The sequence below is a fragment of the Glycomyces salinus genome (genome assembly GCF_016428645.1).
GTDB classification, from domain to species: domain Bacteria; phylum Actinomycetota; class Actinomycetes; order Mycobacteriales; family Micromonosporaceae; genus Glycomyces; species Glycomyces salinus.
In genome coordinates this window covers 54,049-69,806 of record NZ_JAELXW010000012.1, presented here as the reverse complement: position 1 = coordinate 69,806, position 15,758 = coordinate 54,049, and the positions used below count along the sequence as shown (strand labels likewise).

13 protein-coding genes are annotated in these 15,758 nt (G+C 71.9%); 3 read left to right on the top strand and 10 right to left on the bottom strand.

The features are described 5' to 3' along the window. A partial coding sequence (locus JFB92_RS26850; protein ID WP_199035615.1) for a LacI family DNA-binding transcriptional regulator occupies positions 1-155 on the bottom strand: 155 nt, incomplete at its 3' end. A gap of 358 nt (positions 156-513) precedes the next feature. On the opposite strand from JFB92_RS26850, the gene JFB92_RS05330 reads away from it, so the two are divergent. Next, positions 514-2,496, top strand: a complete 1,983-nt coding sequence (locus JFB92_RS05330) for a beta-galactosidase (RefSeq protein WP_199035613.1) — start codon at positions 514-516, stop codon at positions 2,494-2,496. A gap of 6 nt (positions 2,497-2,502) precedes the next feature. Here JFB92_RS05330 and leuE read toward each other — a convergent pair whose 3' ends face one another. The 5 genes from leuE to JFB92_RS05305 form a co-directional block, all read right to left on the bottom strand. After that, entirely contained in the window at positions 2,503-3,168 is a 666-nt protein-coding gene (leuE, locus tag JFB92_RS05325; protein WP_199035611.1) for a leucine efflux protein LeuE, read from the bottom strand. Positions 3,169-3,304: 136 nt separating this feature from the next. Further along, positions 3,305-5,515 carry a carbohydrate binding domain-containing protein gene (locus JFB92_RS05320; RefSeq protein WP_199035609.1) on the bottom strand — a complete coding sequence of 737 codons (2,211 nt, stop codon included), beginning with the start codon at positions 5,513-5,515 and terminating at the stop codon, positions 3,305-3,307. 117 nt (positions 5,516-5,632) lie between these two features. Continuing rightward, positions 5,633-6,442 carry a heme ABC transporter ATP-binding protein gene (locus tag JFB92_RS05315; protein WP_199035607.1) on the bottom strand — a complete coding sequence of 270 codons (810 nt, stop codon included), beginning with the start codon at positions 6,440-6,442 and terminating at the stop codon, positions 5,633-5,635. Then, positions 6,442-7,467, bottom strand: a complete 1,026-nt coding sequence (locus tag JFB92_RS05310; RefSeq protein ID WP_372451577.1) for a FecCD family ABC transporter permease — start codon at positions 7,465-7,467, stop codon at positions 6,442-6,444. The genes JFB92_RS05315 and JFB92_RS05310 overlap by 1 nt, the downstream gene beginning before the upstream one ends. Positions 7,468-7,511: 44 nt before the next feature. After that, complete coding sequence (locus JFB92_RS05305) at positions 7,512-8,507, bottom strand: heme/hemin ABC transporter substrate-binding protein (protein WP_199035603.1); 996 nt, start codon at positions 8,505-8,507, stop codon at positions 7,512-7,514. A gap of 144 nt (positions 8,508-8,651) precedes the next feature. Here JFB92_RS05305 and JFB92_RS05300 point away from each other — a divergent pair, with 144 nt between their 5' ends. Both JFB92_RS05300 and JFB92_RS05295 read left to right on the top strand, forming a co-directional pair. After that, a complete protein-coding gene (locus JFB92_RS05300) occupies positions 8,652-10,049 on the top strand; it encodes an HtaA domain-containing protein (RefSeq protein WP_199035601.1) in 1,398 nt (465 codons plus the stop codon). Positions 10,050-10,054: 5 nt separating this feature from the next. After that, positions 10,055-11,428, top strand: coding sequence for an HtaA domain-containing protein (locus JFB92_RS05295; protein ID WP_199035599.1), 1,374 nt, complete (start codon positions 10,055-10,057; stop codon positions 11,426-11,428). A 74-nt stretch (positions 11,429-11,502) separates the two neighbouring features. Here the strand turns inward: JFB92_RS05295 and JFB92_RS05290 are convergent, their stop codons facing one another. The 4 genes from JFB92_RS05290 to JFB92_RS05275 are packed head-to-tail and all read right to left on the bottom strand — an operon-like array spanning position 11,503 to position 15,737. Then, on the bottom strand, positions 11,503-12,534 hold the full coding sequence (locus JFB92_RS05290; RefSeq protein WP_199035597.1) for an NAD-dependent epimerase/dehydratase family protein: 1,032 nt from the start codon (positions 12,532-12,534) through the stop codon (positions 11,503-11,505). Positions 12,535-12,547: 13 nt separating this feature from the next. Continuing rightward, positions 12,548-13,825 (bottom strand): hypothetical protein, encoded by a 1,278-nt coding sequence (locus JFB92_RS05285; protein WP_199035595.1) that lies wholly within the window; start codon positions 13,823-13,825, stop codon positions 12,548-12,550. Then, positions 13,822-15,048 carry a sensor histidine kinase gene (locus JFB92_RS05280; RefSeq protein ID WP_199035593.1) on the bottom strand — a complete coding sequence of 409 codons (1,227 nt, stop codon included), beginning with the start codon at positions 15,046-15,048 and terminating at the stop codon, positions 13,822-13,824. Before JFB92_RS05280 ends, JFB92_RS05285 begins: the two co-directional genes overlap by 4 nt. After that, positions 15,048-15,737 (bottom strand): response regulator, encoded by a 690-nt coding sequence (locus JFB92_RS05275; RefSeq protein WP_199035591.1) that lies wholly within the window; start codon positions 15,735-15,737, stop codon positions 15,048-15,050. The genes JFB92_RS05280 and JFB92_RS05275 overlap by 1 nt, the downstream gene beginning before the upstream one ends. Positions 15,738-15,758: the final 21 nt, after the last annotated feature.

Sequence of the window (15,758 nt, the reverse complement as noted above, 5' to 3'; positions counted from 1 at the left end):
TTCACCACATACCCGGTCTCCGCCACCGCCCGACGCACCGCGTTCTCGGCAGCCACCGACACGTTCCCCTGGTCGTTGAGCACGCGCGACACGGTCCCCCGGGACACCCCGGCGGCCTCGGCGACATCGTGAATGGTCGGTCGTCTCCGTGCCACAGTTCCTCAACACTCCCTTGCGCTCTGATTCGATTATCTCCCCCGGGCTCCGGGGGCCCGGAGGGCTCCCGGACGGAAGCGGTTTCCACGGCGTGAGGGCATCCCACGTTGCGAGAGGCCGTGGAAGGTGTCGCATGAGATGCGCCACCGAACTGGGAACGTGCACATAAGACTGCCCGCATCTGCCCCGACTGAAATGGCACTACTGGCCCGAGAACGCGGCTTTCTCGGTAAAACGCTTCCATAAAGCGATCATAATTCGGAAACGCTGCAGCCGCTCCAGCGGGTTGCCGCCTGAAGCCCAGTCGAGTACTGTGCACGTTCACAAGCGTTTGCGCTGGATTCACAGGAGATCGACTTGAAGACCATTCGCTACGGAGGCGACTACAACCCCGAACAGTGGCCCGAGGAGGTCTGGCACGAGGACGTGCGCCTCATGCGCGAGGCCGGGGTCGACCTGGTCAGCCTCGGCGTCTTCAACTGGGGTCTGATCGAGCCGACGCCCGGCGAGTACGACTTCGGCGACCTCGACCGCGTCATGGACCTGCTGCACGGCAACGGCATCGGCGTCTGCCTGGGCACGCCCACCTCCTCGCCTCCGGCCTGGCTGCGCCGGGCCCACCCCGAGATCCGCCTGGTCGACTACGACGGCCGCGTCATGGCCGGGGGCTCCCGCCACGGCGTGTGCCCCTCGGCTCCGGCCTACCTGGAGGCGTGCGCGAGCATCGTCGAACGGCTCGCCTCCCGATACGGCGACCACCCGGCCGTGGAGCTGTGGCACGTCCACAACGAGTTCGGCTGGGCGGGCGTGGAATGCTTCTGCGCGGTCTCGGCGGCCGCGTTCCGGTCCTGGCTGGCCGAGAAGTACGGCGACGTCGACCGGCTCAACCGCGCCTGGGGCACCGTCTTCTGGGGCCTGGTGTACCGGTCCTTCGACCAGGTGGAGGCCCCCTCGGCCGCCCCGCCCGGGGTCAACCCGGCGCTGCTGCTGGACTGGAAGCGGTTCTCAGCCGAGGCCCACATCGCCTGCTACACGATGCAGCGCGAGATCATCGCCCGGCACTCCGAGGCTCCTGCCACGACCAACTTCATGATCCCCAACTGCGGCGACATGGACTACTTCCGCTGGGCCGAAGAGGTCGACGTCGTCTCCAACAACCACTACCTCATCGCCGAGCGCGAGGACAACCACGTCGAGCTGTCCATGAGCGCCGACCTGACCCGCTCGGTCGCGGGCGGGCCGTGGATGGTCATGGAGCACTCGACCTCGGCGGTCAACTGGCAGCCGCGCAACATCGCCAAGACCCCCGGCCAGATGCGCCGCAACTCCCTGGCCCACCTGGCGCGCGGCGCCGACGGGCTCATGTTCTTCCAGTGGCGGGCCTCCCGCGCCGGGGCCGAGAAGTTCCACTCGGCGATGGTCCCCCACGGCGGCACCGACACCCGGCTCTGGCGCGAGGTCGTCGACCTCGGCGCCGACCTCGAGCGGCTGTCGGGCGTGGTCGGGGCCGACGTGGCCGCCGAGGTGGCCGTGGTGTGGGACTGGGAGTCCTGGTGGGCCCAGGAACTGGAGTGGCGGCCCTCGGTGGACCTGCGCTTCCGCGAGCGCATCGAGGAGTACTACGGCTCGCTGTGGAGGCAGCACGTCACCGTCGACTTCGTGCGCCCCGAGGCCGACCTGAGCGGCTACCGGCTGGTCGTCGCGCCCTCGGCGTACCTGCTGACCGACGCCGCGGCCAAGAACCTGCGCGGCTACGTCGAGCGCGGCGGATACCTCCTGGTCTCCTACTTCTCGGGGATCGTCGATGAGCACGACGTCGTCCACCCCGGGGCGCACCCGGGGCCGCTGCGGGACACCCTCGGACTGTGGATCGAGGAGTTCCACCCGCTCACCGAGGGCGCGTCGCTGGCGCTGGACTCGGGCGCGGTCGGCCGCATCTGGTCCGAGCACCTCCGGTTGGAGGGCGCCGAGGCGCTGGCGGTCTTCACCGAGGGCCCCGACGCCGGGCGGGCGGCGCTGACCCGGAACCGGCTCGGTCGCGGCGCCGCCTGGTACGTCGCGACCGCGCTCGACGACGCGACCGGGCTGCGGCCGCTGCTGTCCGAGGTGCTCGACGCGGCCGGGGTCGACCGGCCCCGGGGGATTCCCGAGGAGATCGAACTCGTCCGCCGCGGCGGCTACGTCTTCCTGATCAACCACGGCGAGCGCGACGTCGAGGTCGCCGGCATCGAGGGCGCTGACGCCCTCGAAGGCACCGCCTACACGGGCGCGGTCCCCGTCCCGGCCGGAGGCGTCGTCGTCGTTCGGATCGCAAAGGAGCGGGTCGAGAGCGGGCGGTGACTCCGGTCAGCCGGTGGCGAGCTTGGCGGCGAAGGCGATCATGACACCGCCGACCAGGCCGTTGCCGGCCGCCGCGAGGCGGCGGCGTTCGCGGAAGGTCCGGGCGAGGCGGTCGCCGGTGATGATCAGGGTCGACAGGTAGACCATGGAGCAGATCTGGAGGATCACGCCGAGGACGGCGTAGCTGAGCGCGGGCCAGGCATAGGTCGGGTCGACGAACTGCACGAAGAAGGCCAGGAAGAACAGGATCGCCTTGGGGTTGAGCAGGCTCGCGACGAGCGCGCGGGTGAAGGGCCGCTCGGTGCGCACGGCGGTCGCGACGCCGCCGGACTCCCTTCCGGGGGTCTCGGCGCTGTCGGCGGTCCGGGTCGAGCGCCAGATCTTCCAGCCCGCGCGGATCAGCCCGTAGGCGAGGTAGGCGAGGTAGACGACTCCGGCCCAGCGGACGATGCCGAACAGCAGCGGGGAGGCTGCGAACACCGAGGCCAGGCCGGCGGCGGAGGCGACCATGAGCACCCCGTCGCCGCAGAAGACGCCTGCGGCCGCGGCGAACCCGGCCCGGCGGCCGCGCCTGGAGGCCACCGACAGCACGTACAGCGAGTTGGGTCCGGGAAGGAGGATGATCAGGATGGTGGCGCCGACGTAGCTCCACAGGTCGACGGTACCGAACATCTGCTTCCTCTGCTTCCGTTGTGAGGCGGCCCGGACCAGCCTACGACCGCCGCAGCCGGGCGGGCAAGGACGAATCGGTCACGGTCGGGACCGCCACGCGGAGGCGCGGGGCGGGACGGCTCCCGCCCCGCGTGAGTCAGCAGACGATGTCGGGTTCGGCCGGGTCTCCGGTCGCGATGAAGCCGAGGACCCGTCGGCCGTCACCGGCCCTGAAGCGGCCGTTCCATCCCAGGTCGGAGGCGTTCACCTCGGGGCCGGACTGGGACCAGTCGGCGCCCCACAGGATCTTGACGCGCTGGTCGCCGGGCCAGGTCCAGGCCAGGTCCCACCCGTCCAGGTCCACCTCGCCGGCCTCGACGGTGACCGTGCCGAGCCAGCCCGAGCCCCAGGAGTGGACCACGTCGAGGTGGGCCGTGCAGGAGTCGGTCGGTTCGGGGGCGTCGATGACGAGCGTGGTCAGCGACCGGGCCGGGATCTCGACGGCGGCGCCGGGCCCCTCGAGCGCGGTCTGGCCGACCGCTTCGAGGGAGTGCTCCTCGTCAGTGCGGTGGGTGGTCATGGTCTCCCCCGCCTGTGCCCCGGTCAGGGCCAGGTCGAGGGTGAGGTCGGACCGGCGGTTGTTGATGATGTCGACCACGCGGCTGCCGTCGGCGTTGGTGTAGGCCGAGATCTTCAGCTGCTCGCCGGAGGTGTCGGCTTCGACGCGGTGGGCGTCGGGGCGGACGAACCGGCTGTAGGCGGCGGTCGCGTACAGCCGCTTGGCGACCTCGTACTCCTCGCCGTCGAGCCGGATCGGGGCGGCGGTGTTGTTGAGGGAGGCGCCGAACCAGGTGATGTAGGCGTTGACTTCGGCGCCGGTGAGGGTGTCGTGGATGTGGTTGGCCAGAGCCAGACCGGAGTTGGCGCCTCCGGCGTCCCAGGCCGGGTTGAACTCGTCTCCGGCCGCGAGCGCGTATTCGGACATCCACACCGTCTCGTCGGTGGGCAGCGGGTCGTTCGAGGAGGAGGCGTAGCTGTGGCCGGCGTGGATGTCGACCCAGCGGTCCACGTCGGGGTCGGCCTCGATCGCCTCGGTGTATGGGACCTGCTGGTCCCAGCCGAAGGAGTCGCAGCACACGAGATTCATGTCGAGTCCGGACTGGTCGACGGTCGGGCCGAGGACCTGCACGAAGTCGTTGATCTGTTCGGGGGTGAACCGCATGGAGGCGTAGGAGGTGGTGTAGTCGGGTTCGTTGGTGAAGCCGATCTCGGTGATGTCAATGCCCTCGTCGGCGTAGAACTGGGCGTACTGGACCAGGTAGTCGGCGTAGGCCTGCCGCCAGTCGTCGGCGCAGTCGGTGCCGGTCACGCCGCACAGCTCGCCGCCGTCGGCGTCGTCGCCGTTGGTCTTCATGTATCCGGGGGCCGACCAGGCGTCGGCGTAGAAGCGGTCGACGCCGTAGTCCTGGGCGGCCTGGGCGAGCCAGAGCTGGCCGCCGTCGTAGCCGTCCCACTCGTACTGGGGTTCGGCGTCGGGGCCGCCGGGGTCCTCGGGCTGGATCGACAGCATCTTGTCGTTCTCGTAGTCGGTCGAGGAGCCGATGCCGTTGCGCAGGATGCTGAACCCGGCCCCGTTCTCGGGGTCGAACAAGAGGTCGAGGACTTCCTGCTGGTGTTCGGGTGTGAGTCCTCGGAGCCCGCCTATGTAGGCGGCGCGCTGGAACGCCCCGGAGAAGCCGAAGCCCTCGATGAGCTGGTGCTCGGCGGTGAAGTCGACGGCGGCGGTCTCCTCGCCGGGCAGGTCGTCCTCGGGCGGCGGTTCGATCTCGGTGACGGTGATGTCGTCGATGTGGTAGGAGGCGGTGGCCTCCGAGCTCTCGACGTAGAAGATCATGGCGAGCGAGGGCTCGGGCGGGGTGTACCGGCCGGTCAGCGTCGTCCAATCGCCGTCGGTGACGGTCTCGGCCGAGGCGATGCCGGTGTAGGCGGTTTCGCCGCTCGATTCGGAGGTGAACTCCATGGTGGCCGCGATGGGCGCGTCGTCTTCGCCGTCGGCGAGCCGGACGCTGAGTTCGAACTCGTAGACGCCTTCGGCTCCGAGGACGTCGTTCATGTTGTGGGCCGGGCCCTTCCAGGCGGCGTCCCGTCCGGTGGTGAGCAGGCTGTACTCGCCGCTGTGGGCCTGGGCGGTGCTCGCTTCGAGTTCGACGCCGCCGCGACTGGTCCAGCCTTCGACCGTGCCGTCTTCGAATCCGGAGGTGAAGACGACGTCGTCGGTCTGGGCGTGGCCGGGGGGTACGGCGCTGAAGAGTCCTGCCGCGAGGCCGACCGCGGTGGTCGCGGCCAGCGCGGCGGTTCTGTGTCTCATCGCGTTGCCTCCAAGGGGGGTTGAAATTATCGGAATAGATTCCGATATTTCAATGAAACTATCAGGAGGCGATTGCTCGCACAAGGTGATTGGTAAGCCTTTTCCGAACGTCTTTCGTCAGCGGACGGGCGTGACACGCGGCGCGCCGGTGTCGGGGTCGGTCTCGACCTTGACCGGCTGCCGGTAGACCTCGCCGATCCGCTCGGCGTCGAAGACCTCGACGGGCTTGCCGCACGCGGCGATCCGCCCGCGGTCCATCAGCGCGCACCGGTCGGAGTAGGCCCCGGCCAGGTCCAGATCGTGCAGGACCGCGACCACGGCCGAGCCCCGCTCGGCCAGTTCCCGGCAGAGGCGGCCGACCATCTCCTGGTGGCGCAGGTCGAGGGCGGCGGTCGGCTCGTCGAGCAGCACCAGCCCGGCCTGCTGGGCGATGATCCGGGCGAGCATGACGCGGGCCTGCTCGCCGCCGGAGAGCGACGTGAACGCCCTGCCTGCGAGGGACTCGGCCTCCGCGAGGGCCAGCGCCTCGGCGATCCGCTCGGCGTCCTCGCCGGCGGCCGGCGTGCCGTTCCAGGGCGCGCGTCCCATGGCGACGACCTCGGCGACCGTGAACGGGAAGGAGACGCGGTGGGCCTGCGGCAGGACCGCGCGCCTGCGGGCGACCCGGGCGGGGTGCCAGTCGCCGATCGGGCGGCCCCACAGTTCGACCTCGCCGGAGGCGGGGGCGAGGTCCCCGGCCAGGGCCGACAGCAGGGTGGACTTCCCGGCGCCGTTGGGGCCCACCAGGCTCAGGACCTCGCCGCCGCGCACCTCCAGGTCCAGTCCCCGCAGCACGGGCTCGCCCCCGAGGTCGACGGTCAGGTCGCGGACGGCGGCGGCCGGGTCGGGCACCGGTCCGGGCGCATCCGGTCGGGCGCGCAGTCGCATCAGGCCCATCCTCCTTGGCGGCGTCGGGTGCGGCGCAGCAGCCAGAAGAAGAAGGGGCTGCCGACCAGGGCGGTCAGGACGCCCAGCGGGATCTCGGCCGGGGCGGCGACGGTGCGGGCGGCCAGGTCGGCCCAGACCAGGACGGCGGCTCCTGCCATGGCCGACAGGGGAATGAGGGCGCGGTGCCCGGGTCCGGCCGCCATGCGCAGCAGGTGCGGGACGACCAGTCCGATGAAGCCGATGACGCCGGAGACGGCGACGGCCGCGGCCGTCAGGAGCGCGACGATGACGATCAGGTCGATCCGCATGCGCTCGACGTCCACGCCGAGGTGCCGGGCGGGGCGCTCGCCGAGCGCGAGCAGGTCGAGGCGGCGGGCGTAGCGGGGCGCCAGGAGCAGGCCGAGGGCGGCCGGCGGCAGGACCGCGAGGATCTTGGGCCAGGTGGCCTGGGAGAGGCTTCCCATCTGCCAGAAGGTGATCGCGGTGATCTCGTCGTTGTCGGCGAAGAAGATGAACAGGCCGATCAGGGCTCCGGCCAGGCCGTTGACCGCGATGCCGGTGAGCACCAGGGTGACCACCTCGGTGCGGCCGTTCGAGCGGGAGAGCAGGTAGACGATGGTGACGGTGATCAGCCCGGCGATGAACGCGCAGGCCGAGATCGTCCAGTTCCCGGCGAAGACGAGGCCGAACGCGATCGAGGCGACCGCGCCGACGGCCGCCCCGGAGCTGACGCCGATGATGCCGGGGTCGGCCAGCGGGTTGCCGAACATGCCCTGCATGAGCGTGCCCGCGCAGGCCAGGCACGCGCCGACGAGCACGCCGAGGACGATGCGCGGGAAGCGGATGTTCCACAGGACGCTCTCGCCGGTGCCCTCGACGGGGGCACCGCCGAGGCCGAGCCGGTGGCCGATCGAGGACAGGATGTCCCCGGCCGAGATCGGGAACGCCCCGGTCGCGCCGGAGGTGAGGACGCCGATCCCGAGGACGGCGACCAGCAGGGCGGCGATCGCGGACGGGACGGCCAGGCGCTTGAGCGGACCGGCCTCGGGGGCGGCTTCGACGGTGGCGGTCACTCGTCGTCGCCGCTCGGGTGGAGCTGGGAGGCCAGGTCGGCGACGACGTCGCCGGTGCGCGGACCGTAGTTGAGCATGATGCCGTCGGGCAGGTGGGCGATGCGCTCGTCCTGCCCGGCCGGGGTCTGGGCGACGCCGGGCAGTTCCAGCAGCCCTTCGAGGCCGCCGACCGATTCGAGTCCCTTGTCCATCACCAGGATCACGTCCGGGGAGGCGGCGGCCAGGGCCTCGGGGGTGAGCTCGATGAAGTCGCCGTCGAGGGCCTCGGCCCCGGCGTCGAGGCCGCCGGCGGCTTCGATCAGGGAGGTCGCGCCGGAGTCGCGGCCGCCGATCATGTAGACCGACGCCGAGCCGCGCAGGTAGAGGAAGGCGACGCGGGGCGCTTGGTCGGCGTCGACGCCGTCGAGGGCGGCCTCGATGTCGGCTTCGGTGCGCTCGACGAGCTCCTGGCCGAGCTCGTCGACGCCGAGCGCGGCGGCGACGGCGGCGATCCGGGTCGACACGGAGGGGATGCCGTCGGCGGGCTCGAAGACCAGGATCGGGACTCCGGCGGCGGCGATCTGGTCGAGCGCGGTCTGGGGGCCGGAGCTGGTCTCGGCGAGGACGAGGTCCGGCTGGAGGGACAGGACGCCTTCGGCGGAGATGTCGTGGCCGTGGCTGACCACGGGCAGGTCGGCGGCCTGCTCGAAGGTGGCGGTGATGTCGCGGGCGACGACGTTCTGGCCCAGGCCGAGTGAGAAGACGATCTCGGACAGCGACCCGGACAGGGGGACGATCGAGTCGGTCGATTCGACGGTGATCTCGGTCCCGTTCGCGTCGGTGACGACCGCCGGGAGCGCCTGGTCGGGGTCCTCGGCGATCGGTTCGACGCGGTCGACCGCCTCGGCCTCGCTCGATTCCTCGGCGGCGTCAGTTGCGGTGCAGGCGGTGAGGGCCAGCGCGGCGGCCACTCCGATCGCGACTGAGGCCCTGGTCAGGCGGCGTGGGGTCACGGGGCGGTCTCCAGTTCTGTCGATGGCGGGCGGGATACGGTGTTGATTTGCCTAACCTAATAATTGTTAGCACCCCCTTTGCTTTGGGCCCGTAACTTAGGTTAGCCTTGCCTTCATTCAATCGAATGATGGAGGTTCCCCCACATGCCCCATGCCACCGGACGCGGCCGTTCCGCCCTCGCCGCCCTGGGCGCTTCGGCGCTCGCGCTGGCGGCCTCGGTCCTGACGTGGGCCTCCCCGGCGGCCGCCGACGAGGCCGCCGGAGGCCGCCTCGACTGGGGGGTCAAGGAGTCGTTCCGCTCCTACATCACCGGACCGATCGCCGAGGGCGAGGTCAACACCGGGGACGGGGCCTCCACCGTCGGCGGCGCCTACCGCTTCCACTCGGCGACCGGCGAGTACGACCCCGATGCGGGGACGGCCTCGCTGTCCTACACGGGTTGGGTCCACTTCTGGGGCCACGACGGGGAACTGGACGTGACCTTCGCGAATCCCTCCATTGAGTACTCCGGTTCGTCGGGGACGCTGTACGTCTATGTGAACGGGACCAGGACCGACATGGCCGCCCTCTCCGGTCCCGACATCGGCGCTCTGAGCGGGACGGTGTCGGTCCAGGGCGCCTCGGCGACGCTGACCGCGGGCGGGGCCCAGGCGTTCGCCGGGTACTACGAGGAGGGCCAGGCCCTCGATCCGGTCGGCTTCACCGCCGACGTGACCGCGCCCGAACCGTCCAGTGAGGCGGCCGAGACGCCGACCGAGGATCCGACCGAGGACGCCGGGGTCTCCGGGGCGATCCTCGACTGGGGCGTCCGGGCCTCCTGGCGCGAGTACGTCAGCGGCGACATCGCGGCCGGGAACTGGGAGGCGACCGGCGGCGCACGCGACGGCGGCGCGGTCTTCCGCTTCACCGAGGGCTCCGGAGAGGCCGCGGGAGGCGACTACTCGCTGGCCTTCACCGGCACGGTGGCGTTCACCGGGACCGATGTGGACCTGGCCATCGCAGACCCGACCGTGACCGCCGAGGGCGGCCGGGGCGTCCTGTCGGCCGAGGTCGGCGGCGAACGGGTCGACCTGGTCGAATTCGAGGCCGAACTCGGCGAGCGCGACGGACTCCTCATCGCCGAAGCGGTCCCGACCGTCCTCACCGAGGCCGCCGTCGAGGTCTTCGGCGGCTACTACCAGGCCGGGGACGAGATGGACCCGCTCACCGTCGCCGTCCCGCTCGGACCCGACGCCGAGCTCCCGGCCCTGCCCGACCTCGGCGACGAGCCCGAGCCGAGCCCCGAATCCCCCTCCCCGTCGGCCATCGACGCCGACGAGGCGTCGACCGAGTCCGGCCCCGGCGCGCTGGCGTGGATCGCCCCCGCCGCGGCGCTCGCCCTGCTGGCCGCCACCGCGACGGTGATCGCGATCCGCCGGCGCGGCAAGGCGGCCCGGAGCGAACCCGCCGAGTCCCGAGACGAGCCGGCGACCGCCGGCGGACCCGAACCGAACACCCCAGAGGAACCCTCCACCGAGGGCGAAACCACAAAGGAGCAATAACACCGATGCAATCCCCCACCCGCAGAAGCCTCGCGGCCCTGGCCGCGGCGGCCTTCACCGCCACAGCGGCGGTCGGCCTCGCCGCCGCCCCCGCTCAGGCCCAGCCGAGCGAGTTCCCCATCGTCGACGGCTCGATCGACTGGGGCGTCAAAGAGTCCTTCCGCAACTACGTGACCAGCCCGATCGCCCAGGGAGAGATCACCACCGGCGACGGCGCGACCGCAGGCGACGACGGCACGTACCGCTTCCCGGTCACCGACGGGACCTACGATGTCGCCACCCACGACGTGGTCGCCCAGTCCGAGGGCCAGGTGCGCTTCTGGGGCCACGACGGTGAACTCGACCTGGCCTTCTCCGACCTGCGGGTCGAGACCGACCACGCCGCCGAGACCGGTGTCCTGTACCTGGACGTGACCGACGCCGAGGGCACCGACGAGGACGTGCCGTTCGCGGACCTGGACTTCTCGGGCCTCGAATGGGAGCAGGGCGAGTACACCTCGGTCGCCGACGTCCCGGCGGCCCTGACCGCCGAGGGCGCAGAGGCGTTCGCCGGGTTCTACTCCGAGGGCCAGGAGCTCGACCCGGTCTCGATCGCCGTCGCGGCGGGCGAGCCCGGAACCGGCGACGAGACCGAGACGCCGGACGGCGAGGACCCCGGCAGCGAGGACCCCGAAGAGTCCACTCCGGCCGAGGACGAGCAGGTCGGGGGCGTGCTCGAGATCGTCGACGGCCACGCCGACTGGGGCATCAAAGAGTCCTTCCGCTCCTATGTGACCGGCCCCATCGCCGACGGCGAGATCGACACCGCCGACGGCGCGAGCGAGAACGGCAACGGGACCTTCCGGTTCACCGGGGCCGAGGGCACCTTCGACTCCGACACCGGCGAGCTGGACGCGGCCTTCGACGGCACGGTCCACTTCACCGGGCACGACGGCGAACTCGACCTGTCAGTCTCCGACGTGGCCCTCCGCGGCACCGGCGACGACCTCTCGCTCTACGTCGGAGGCACCGAACTGGCCGAGCTGGCCGAGGTCGAACTCGACGCGGTCGACGGCGGCTTGTCCGTCTCCGGCGCCGCCGCGACGCTGACCGAGGACGGCGCCGACTTCTTCGCGGCCGAAGTGAACGGCCAGGAGACTCGCTTCTACGAGGCCGGCGAGGAACTCGACCCGGTCTCCTTCGCGCTGGCCTTCGACGAGGACGTCGATCTCGACGACCTCGACCCGGCGGGCACCGACGACGGCAACGGCGGAGTCGGCGTCCCGAAGCTGCCGACCACCGGCGCCGAGCTCACCTGGGTACTGGCCGCCGCCGGGGCCCTGGTCGCCGGGGGAGCCGCCGTGATGGTGCTGGCCCGCCGCCGCGCCCTCGCCGCCTGACTCCACTCCTCCCCCGATGGACGGGCCGCTCCGGATTCCCGGGGCGGCCCGTCCGCTTCGGCACCGGTGTCGGGCTACCTGAGCGGGTCGCGCGCGAACGCGGCCATGCCCTCGGCGAAGCCGATCTCGGCCCGGAAACCCAGCTCCTTCTCGGCCAGCTCGGGGGAGGCCACGATATGGCGCACGTCCCCGAGCCGGTACTCGCCGGTCACGACCGGCTCCGGCGCGCCCTCGTAGGCGGCGGACAGGGCCGCGGCCATGTCCCCGACGCTGTGCGGGCCGCCGCTGGCGATGTTGGCCGCGCCCTGCCAGGCCGAGTCGAGAGCGAGCACGTTGGCGCGCGCGACGTCGCGGACGTGCACGAAGTCGCGCAGCTGCCGCCCGTCCTCGAACACGCGCGGGGCCCGGCCGGATTCGCAGGCGCTGCGGAAGATGCTGGCCACCCCGGCGTAGGGGGTGTCGCGGGGCATCCGGGGGCCGTAGACGTTGTGGTAGCGCAGGGCGCACACGGCCGATCCGGCCTCGCGCGCGTACAGGAACGCCAGGTGTTCGGTGTGGACCTTGGTGGCGGCGTACACGTTGCGCGGGTCCATCGGGGCGCCCTCGGCGACGGTGGCCCATTCGAGGTCGGCGCCGCACTTCGGGCACAGCGGCTCGAAACGGCCCGCGGCCAGGTCGGGCTCGGTTCGGGGGCGGGCCCGCACGTCGCCGTGGACCGGGCACCGGTAGCGCCCCTCGCCGTAGACGACCATCGAGGAGGCGACGACGACGCGCCCGGAGAAGGAGCGCCGCCACAGCGCCCGCAGCAGGTTCGCGGTGCCCAGGTCGTTGTCGGCGACATAGCCGCCGACGTCGTCGAAGTCGACGCCCAGCCCGACTCGCGCGGCCTGGTGGCAGACCGCGTCGACCCCTTCGACGGCCGCGGCGAGCGCGCGCTCGTCGGCCAGGTCGGCGACCCGCAGGTCCACTCCGGAGGGCAGGTAGTCCGGCGGATCGTCCTGCACGGCAAGAGAGTCGAGGACGACGACCTCGTCTCCGCGCGCGGCCAGCCGCTCGACGACATGGCTGCCGATGAATCCGGCCCCGCCGGTCACCAGTACTCGCATCGGTGCTCCTCTCTCACCACGGCACCCGCAGCGTCACGGTCAGGATCAGGGCGACGGCCAGTTGCAGCGCGAGCCAGGCCCGGGCGCGAACCAGGGCGCACCCGGCCAGCAGTATCAGGGGCATGAACGGCTGCCAGATCCGCTCGACCTCCGACGAGGACATCCCCGAGACGTCCGCGATCGCGACCGCGGCGAGGGTCGAGCCGACGACGATCCACATCGCCCGGTCTCGCAGGCCCGCCAGTGCGGCCGCGATCGCCGGGCCGAGCGCGAGCGCCAGGATCGCCAGGTTGCCCAGCAGGAAGTACCAGTATCCGCGCACCGATGCCACGCCCGCGTAGTAGCGCTCGCGCGTGGCGGACATGCCGTCGAGCCACCAGTAGCCCCACAGCAGCGGTGTCAGCACCACGGCGGCGGCGACCGCGCCCCCTCCGGCGATGACCGCCCACCGGCGGCGCATCACGGCCACGACCAGGAACGGGACCGCCAGCAGGACGCTGGAGAAGGACAGCATCATCGCCGCGCCGGCGAGCACTCCCCCGGCGGCGGTCAGCCAGGCGGCCCTGGCGCCGGTGCTGCCGGTGGCCAGGATCAGGCAGGCGACGGCGGTGAGCGTGACGCCGCCGAAGATGATGTCGGCGTTGGTGTGCCAGAACGCGGCCGGGACGATGACCAGGAACGGCGCGGCGCGGCGGGCGAGAGCCTCCCCGGCGACCTCGCGGCCGATGAGCAGCGCGGCGGTGGTCATCGCGGCGGCGGCGAGCATGGTGACGGTGTTGTCGAACAGCGGCCCGGACAGGCCGATGCGGTTCGCGGCCCAGAAGAACAGGATCAGGCCCGGCGGGTGCGACTGGAGGTGGATCTTGAACTCGCCGGTCCGCTGGATGTCGGTGTAGGTGTCCAGGAACGCGGCCGGTCCCCCGGCGGCGGAGACCTCCCCGATCTGCCCCGAGTAGTGGTTCTGGACGTCGATCCAGGTCCATGGGGCCGAGTGCGCGACCGCCAGGGCCAGGCTGAGGGCGACCTGCCCGGCCGCGGTGCCCAGGACCGCCCAGCGCCACCGGGCGCGCCGCGCGATCGCCGGCAGCACGGCGACCAGCAGCGCGCCGACGGCGACCGGCACCAGCAGTGTCGGGTGGAAGTGCCATTCCCACTCGCCGAACAGCGGCATGGCCCCGAGCTTGAGGCTCGTGTCGGTGATCGCTTCCTTCCACTGGCCCAGCAGCCAGGCGACGGCGAGCAGCGCCGCCCATCCGGCGACCGCCAGGGCGGCCCGTCTCCGGTCGGTCACCGGCCGCCCCCGCTCGGCAGTCGGACGGTGAAGCTGCATCCGCCCTCGCCGTTGGCGACGGTGACCGTCCCGGCGTGGGCCTCGATGAGGCCGCGGGTGATGGCCAGGCCGAGGCCGCCGCCCCGGTCGTCCCTCTGGCGGGCGTCGTCGCCGCGGAAGGCGATGTCGAACACGCGGGGCAGGTCGGATTCGGGGATGCCGCCGCACTGGTCGCCGACCCTGATCACGGCTGCGTCGGGCTCGCTCGCGGCCTCGACGGTGACCGTCCTGCCCGGCGGAGTGTGGCGGATGGCGTTGTCCAGGAGGTTGTCGACGGCCCGGCAGAACTCGCGGGCCGAGACCTCGACCGGCGGGGTGGGGCCGAGCCGTTCGACCATGCGCACGCCCTTGAACTCGGCGGCGGTCCCGGCCCCGGCCAGGGAGTCGGCGAGCGCGTCGCACAGGTCGATCTTCTCGCTGCCGAGGCGCAGGGAGCCCGAGTTGATACGGGAGAGCTCGAACAGGTCGTCGACCAGGGCCGTCAGCCGTTCGGCGTCGGTGCGGATCTGGGAGTGGTAGCGCTTGACGGTCGAGTCGTCGTCGACCACGTCGTCGTCGAGGGCCTCGGCCATGGCCCGGATCGTGGCCAGGGGGGCGCGCAGGTCGTGGGATACCCAGGCGATCAGTTCGCGCCGGGAGGCCTCCAGGGCCCGCTCGCGCCGCTGCGACTCCTCCAGGCGGCGGGAGACGTCGGCGAGTTCGGCGGCGAGGGTGGCCAGCTCGCCGGGGCCGGTGACGGCGGCGGGGGCGCGCTCGGCGCTGATGCGGCCGTCGTTGCCGACCATGGTGCGGGCCCAGTCGCCGACCTGCCGGGCCCCGGTTCCGATGTCGTCGCCGAGCTGCCAGGCCGCGCCGAGGGCGACGCCGGTGGCGACGGTCAGGACGATGAACAGCACGACCAGGTCGTGCAGGGAGATGAACATGGCCAGGGCCGCGGTGACGACGCCCGTGGCGGCGACCAGCACCGAGGACAGGGCGGCGGTGAGGGTCTGGACGCGGGCGGGGCGGCTGCGCAGCAGCCGCAGCACGACGCCGCCGATGACGCTGGCCACGGCCGAGGCCGCCGAGGCGATGGCGATCAGGACGATCACGTCCTGGGCCGGGAAGTCGAAGGCGATCGCGATCGCGCCGGCCACCATGATGGCGGTGACCAGGAACAGGGCCGAGCCCAGGTAGCGTCGCATCATGGCTCCCACCGGTATCCGACGCCGCGCACGGTTCTGAGGTGGCGCGGCGCCGAGGCGTCGTCCTCTATCTTCTCTCGCAGGCGGCGGACGTGGACGGTCACGGTCGAGGTGTCGCCGATGCGCCAGCCCCACACCTTCTCCAGCAGCTCCTCGCGCCGGAACGCCCGGCCCGGGTTGGCCAGGAAGCACACCAGCAGGTCGAACTCCTTACCTGTCAGGGCCAGCAGGTCGCCGCCGCGGCGCGCCTCGTGGGCGCGGGTGTCGATCTCGATGCCGCCGCCGGTGAGGTTGCGGGCCTGGTCGGCGCCGCCGGAGGCGCGGCGCAGGACCGCGCGGACCCGGGCGGCCAGTTCGCCCGGCGAGAACGGCTTGGTGACGTAGTCGTCCGCGCCGAGGTCGAGCCCGGAGATGCGGTCGTTCTCCTCGCCGAGGGCGGTCAGCATGACCACCGGGATGGAGGTTGCCTCCCGCAGCCGCCGGCACACCTCGAACCCGTCCATGCCCGGCATCATCAGGTCCAGGACCACCAGGTCGGGGCGGGTGCTCAAGGCGCGGCGCAGACCGTCGGCGCCGTCGGCGGCGTAATCGACCTCGAATCCCTCCCGTCGCAGGTAGCGGGCCACTACATCGGCCAGCGCGGCGTCGTCGTCAACGACCAGCACACGCGGATCGGCCTCGAAACTCATGGGAATACCTTGACCGATGCG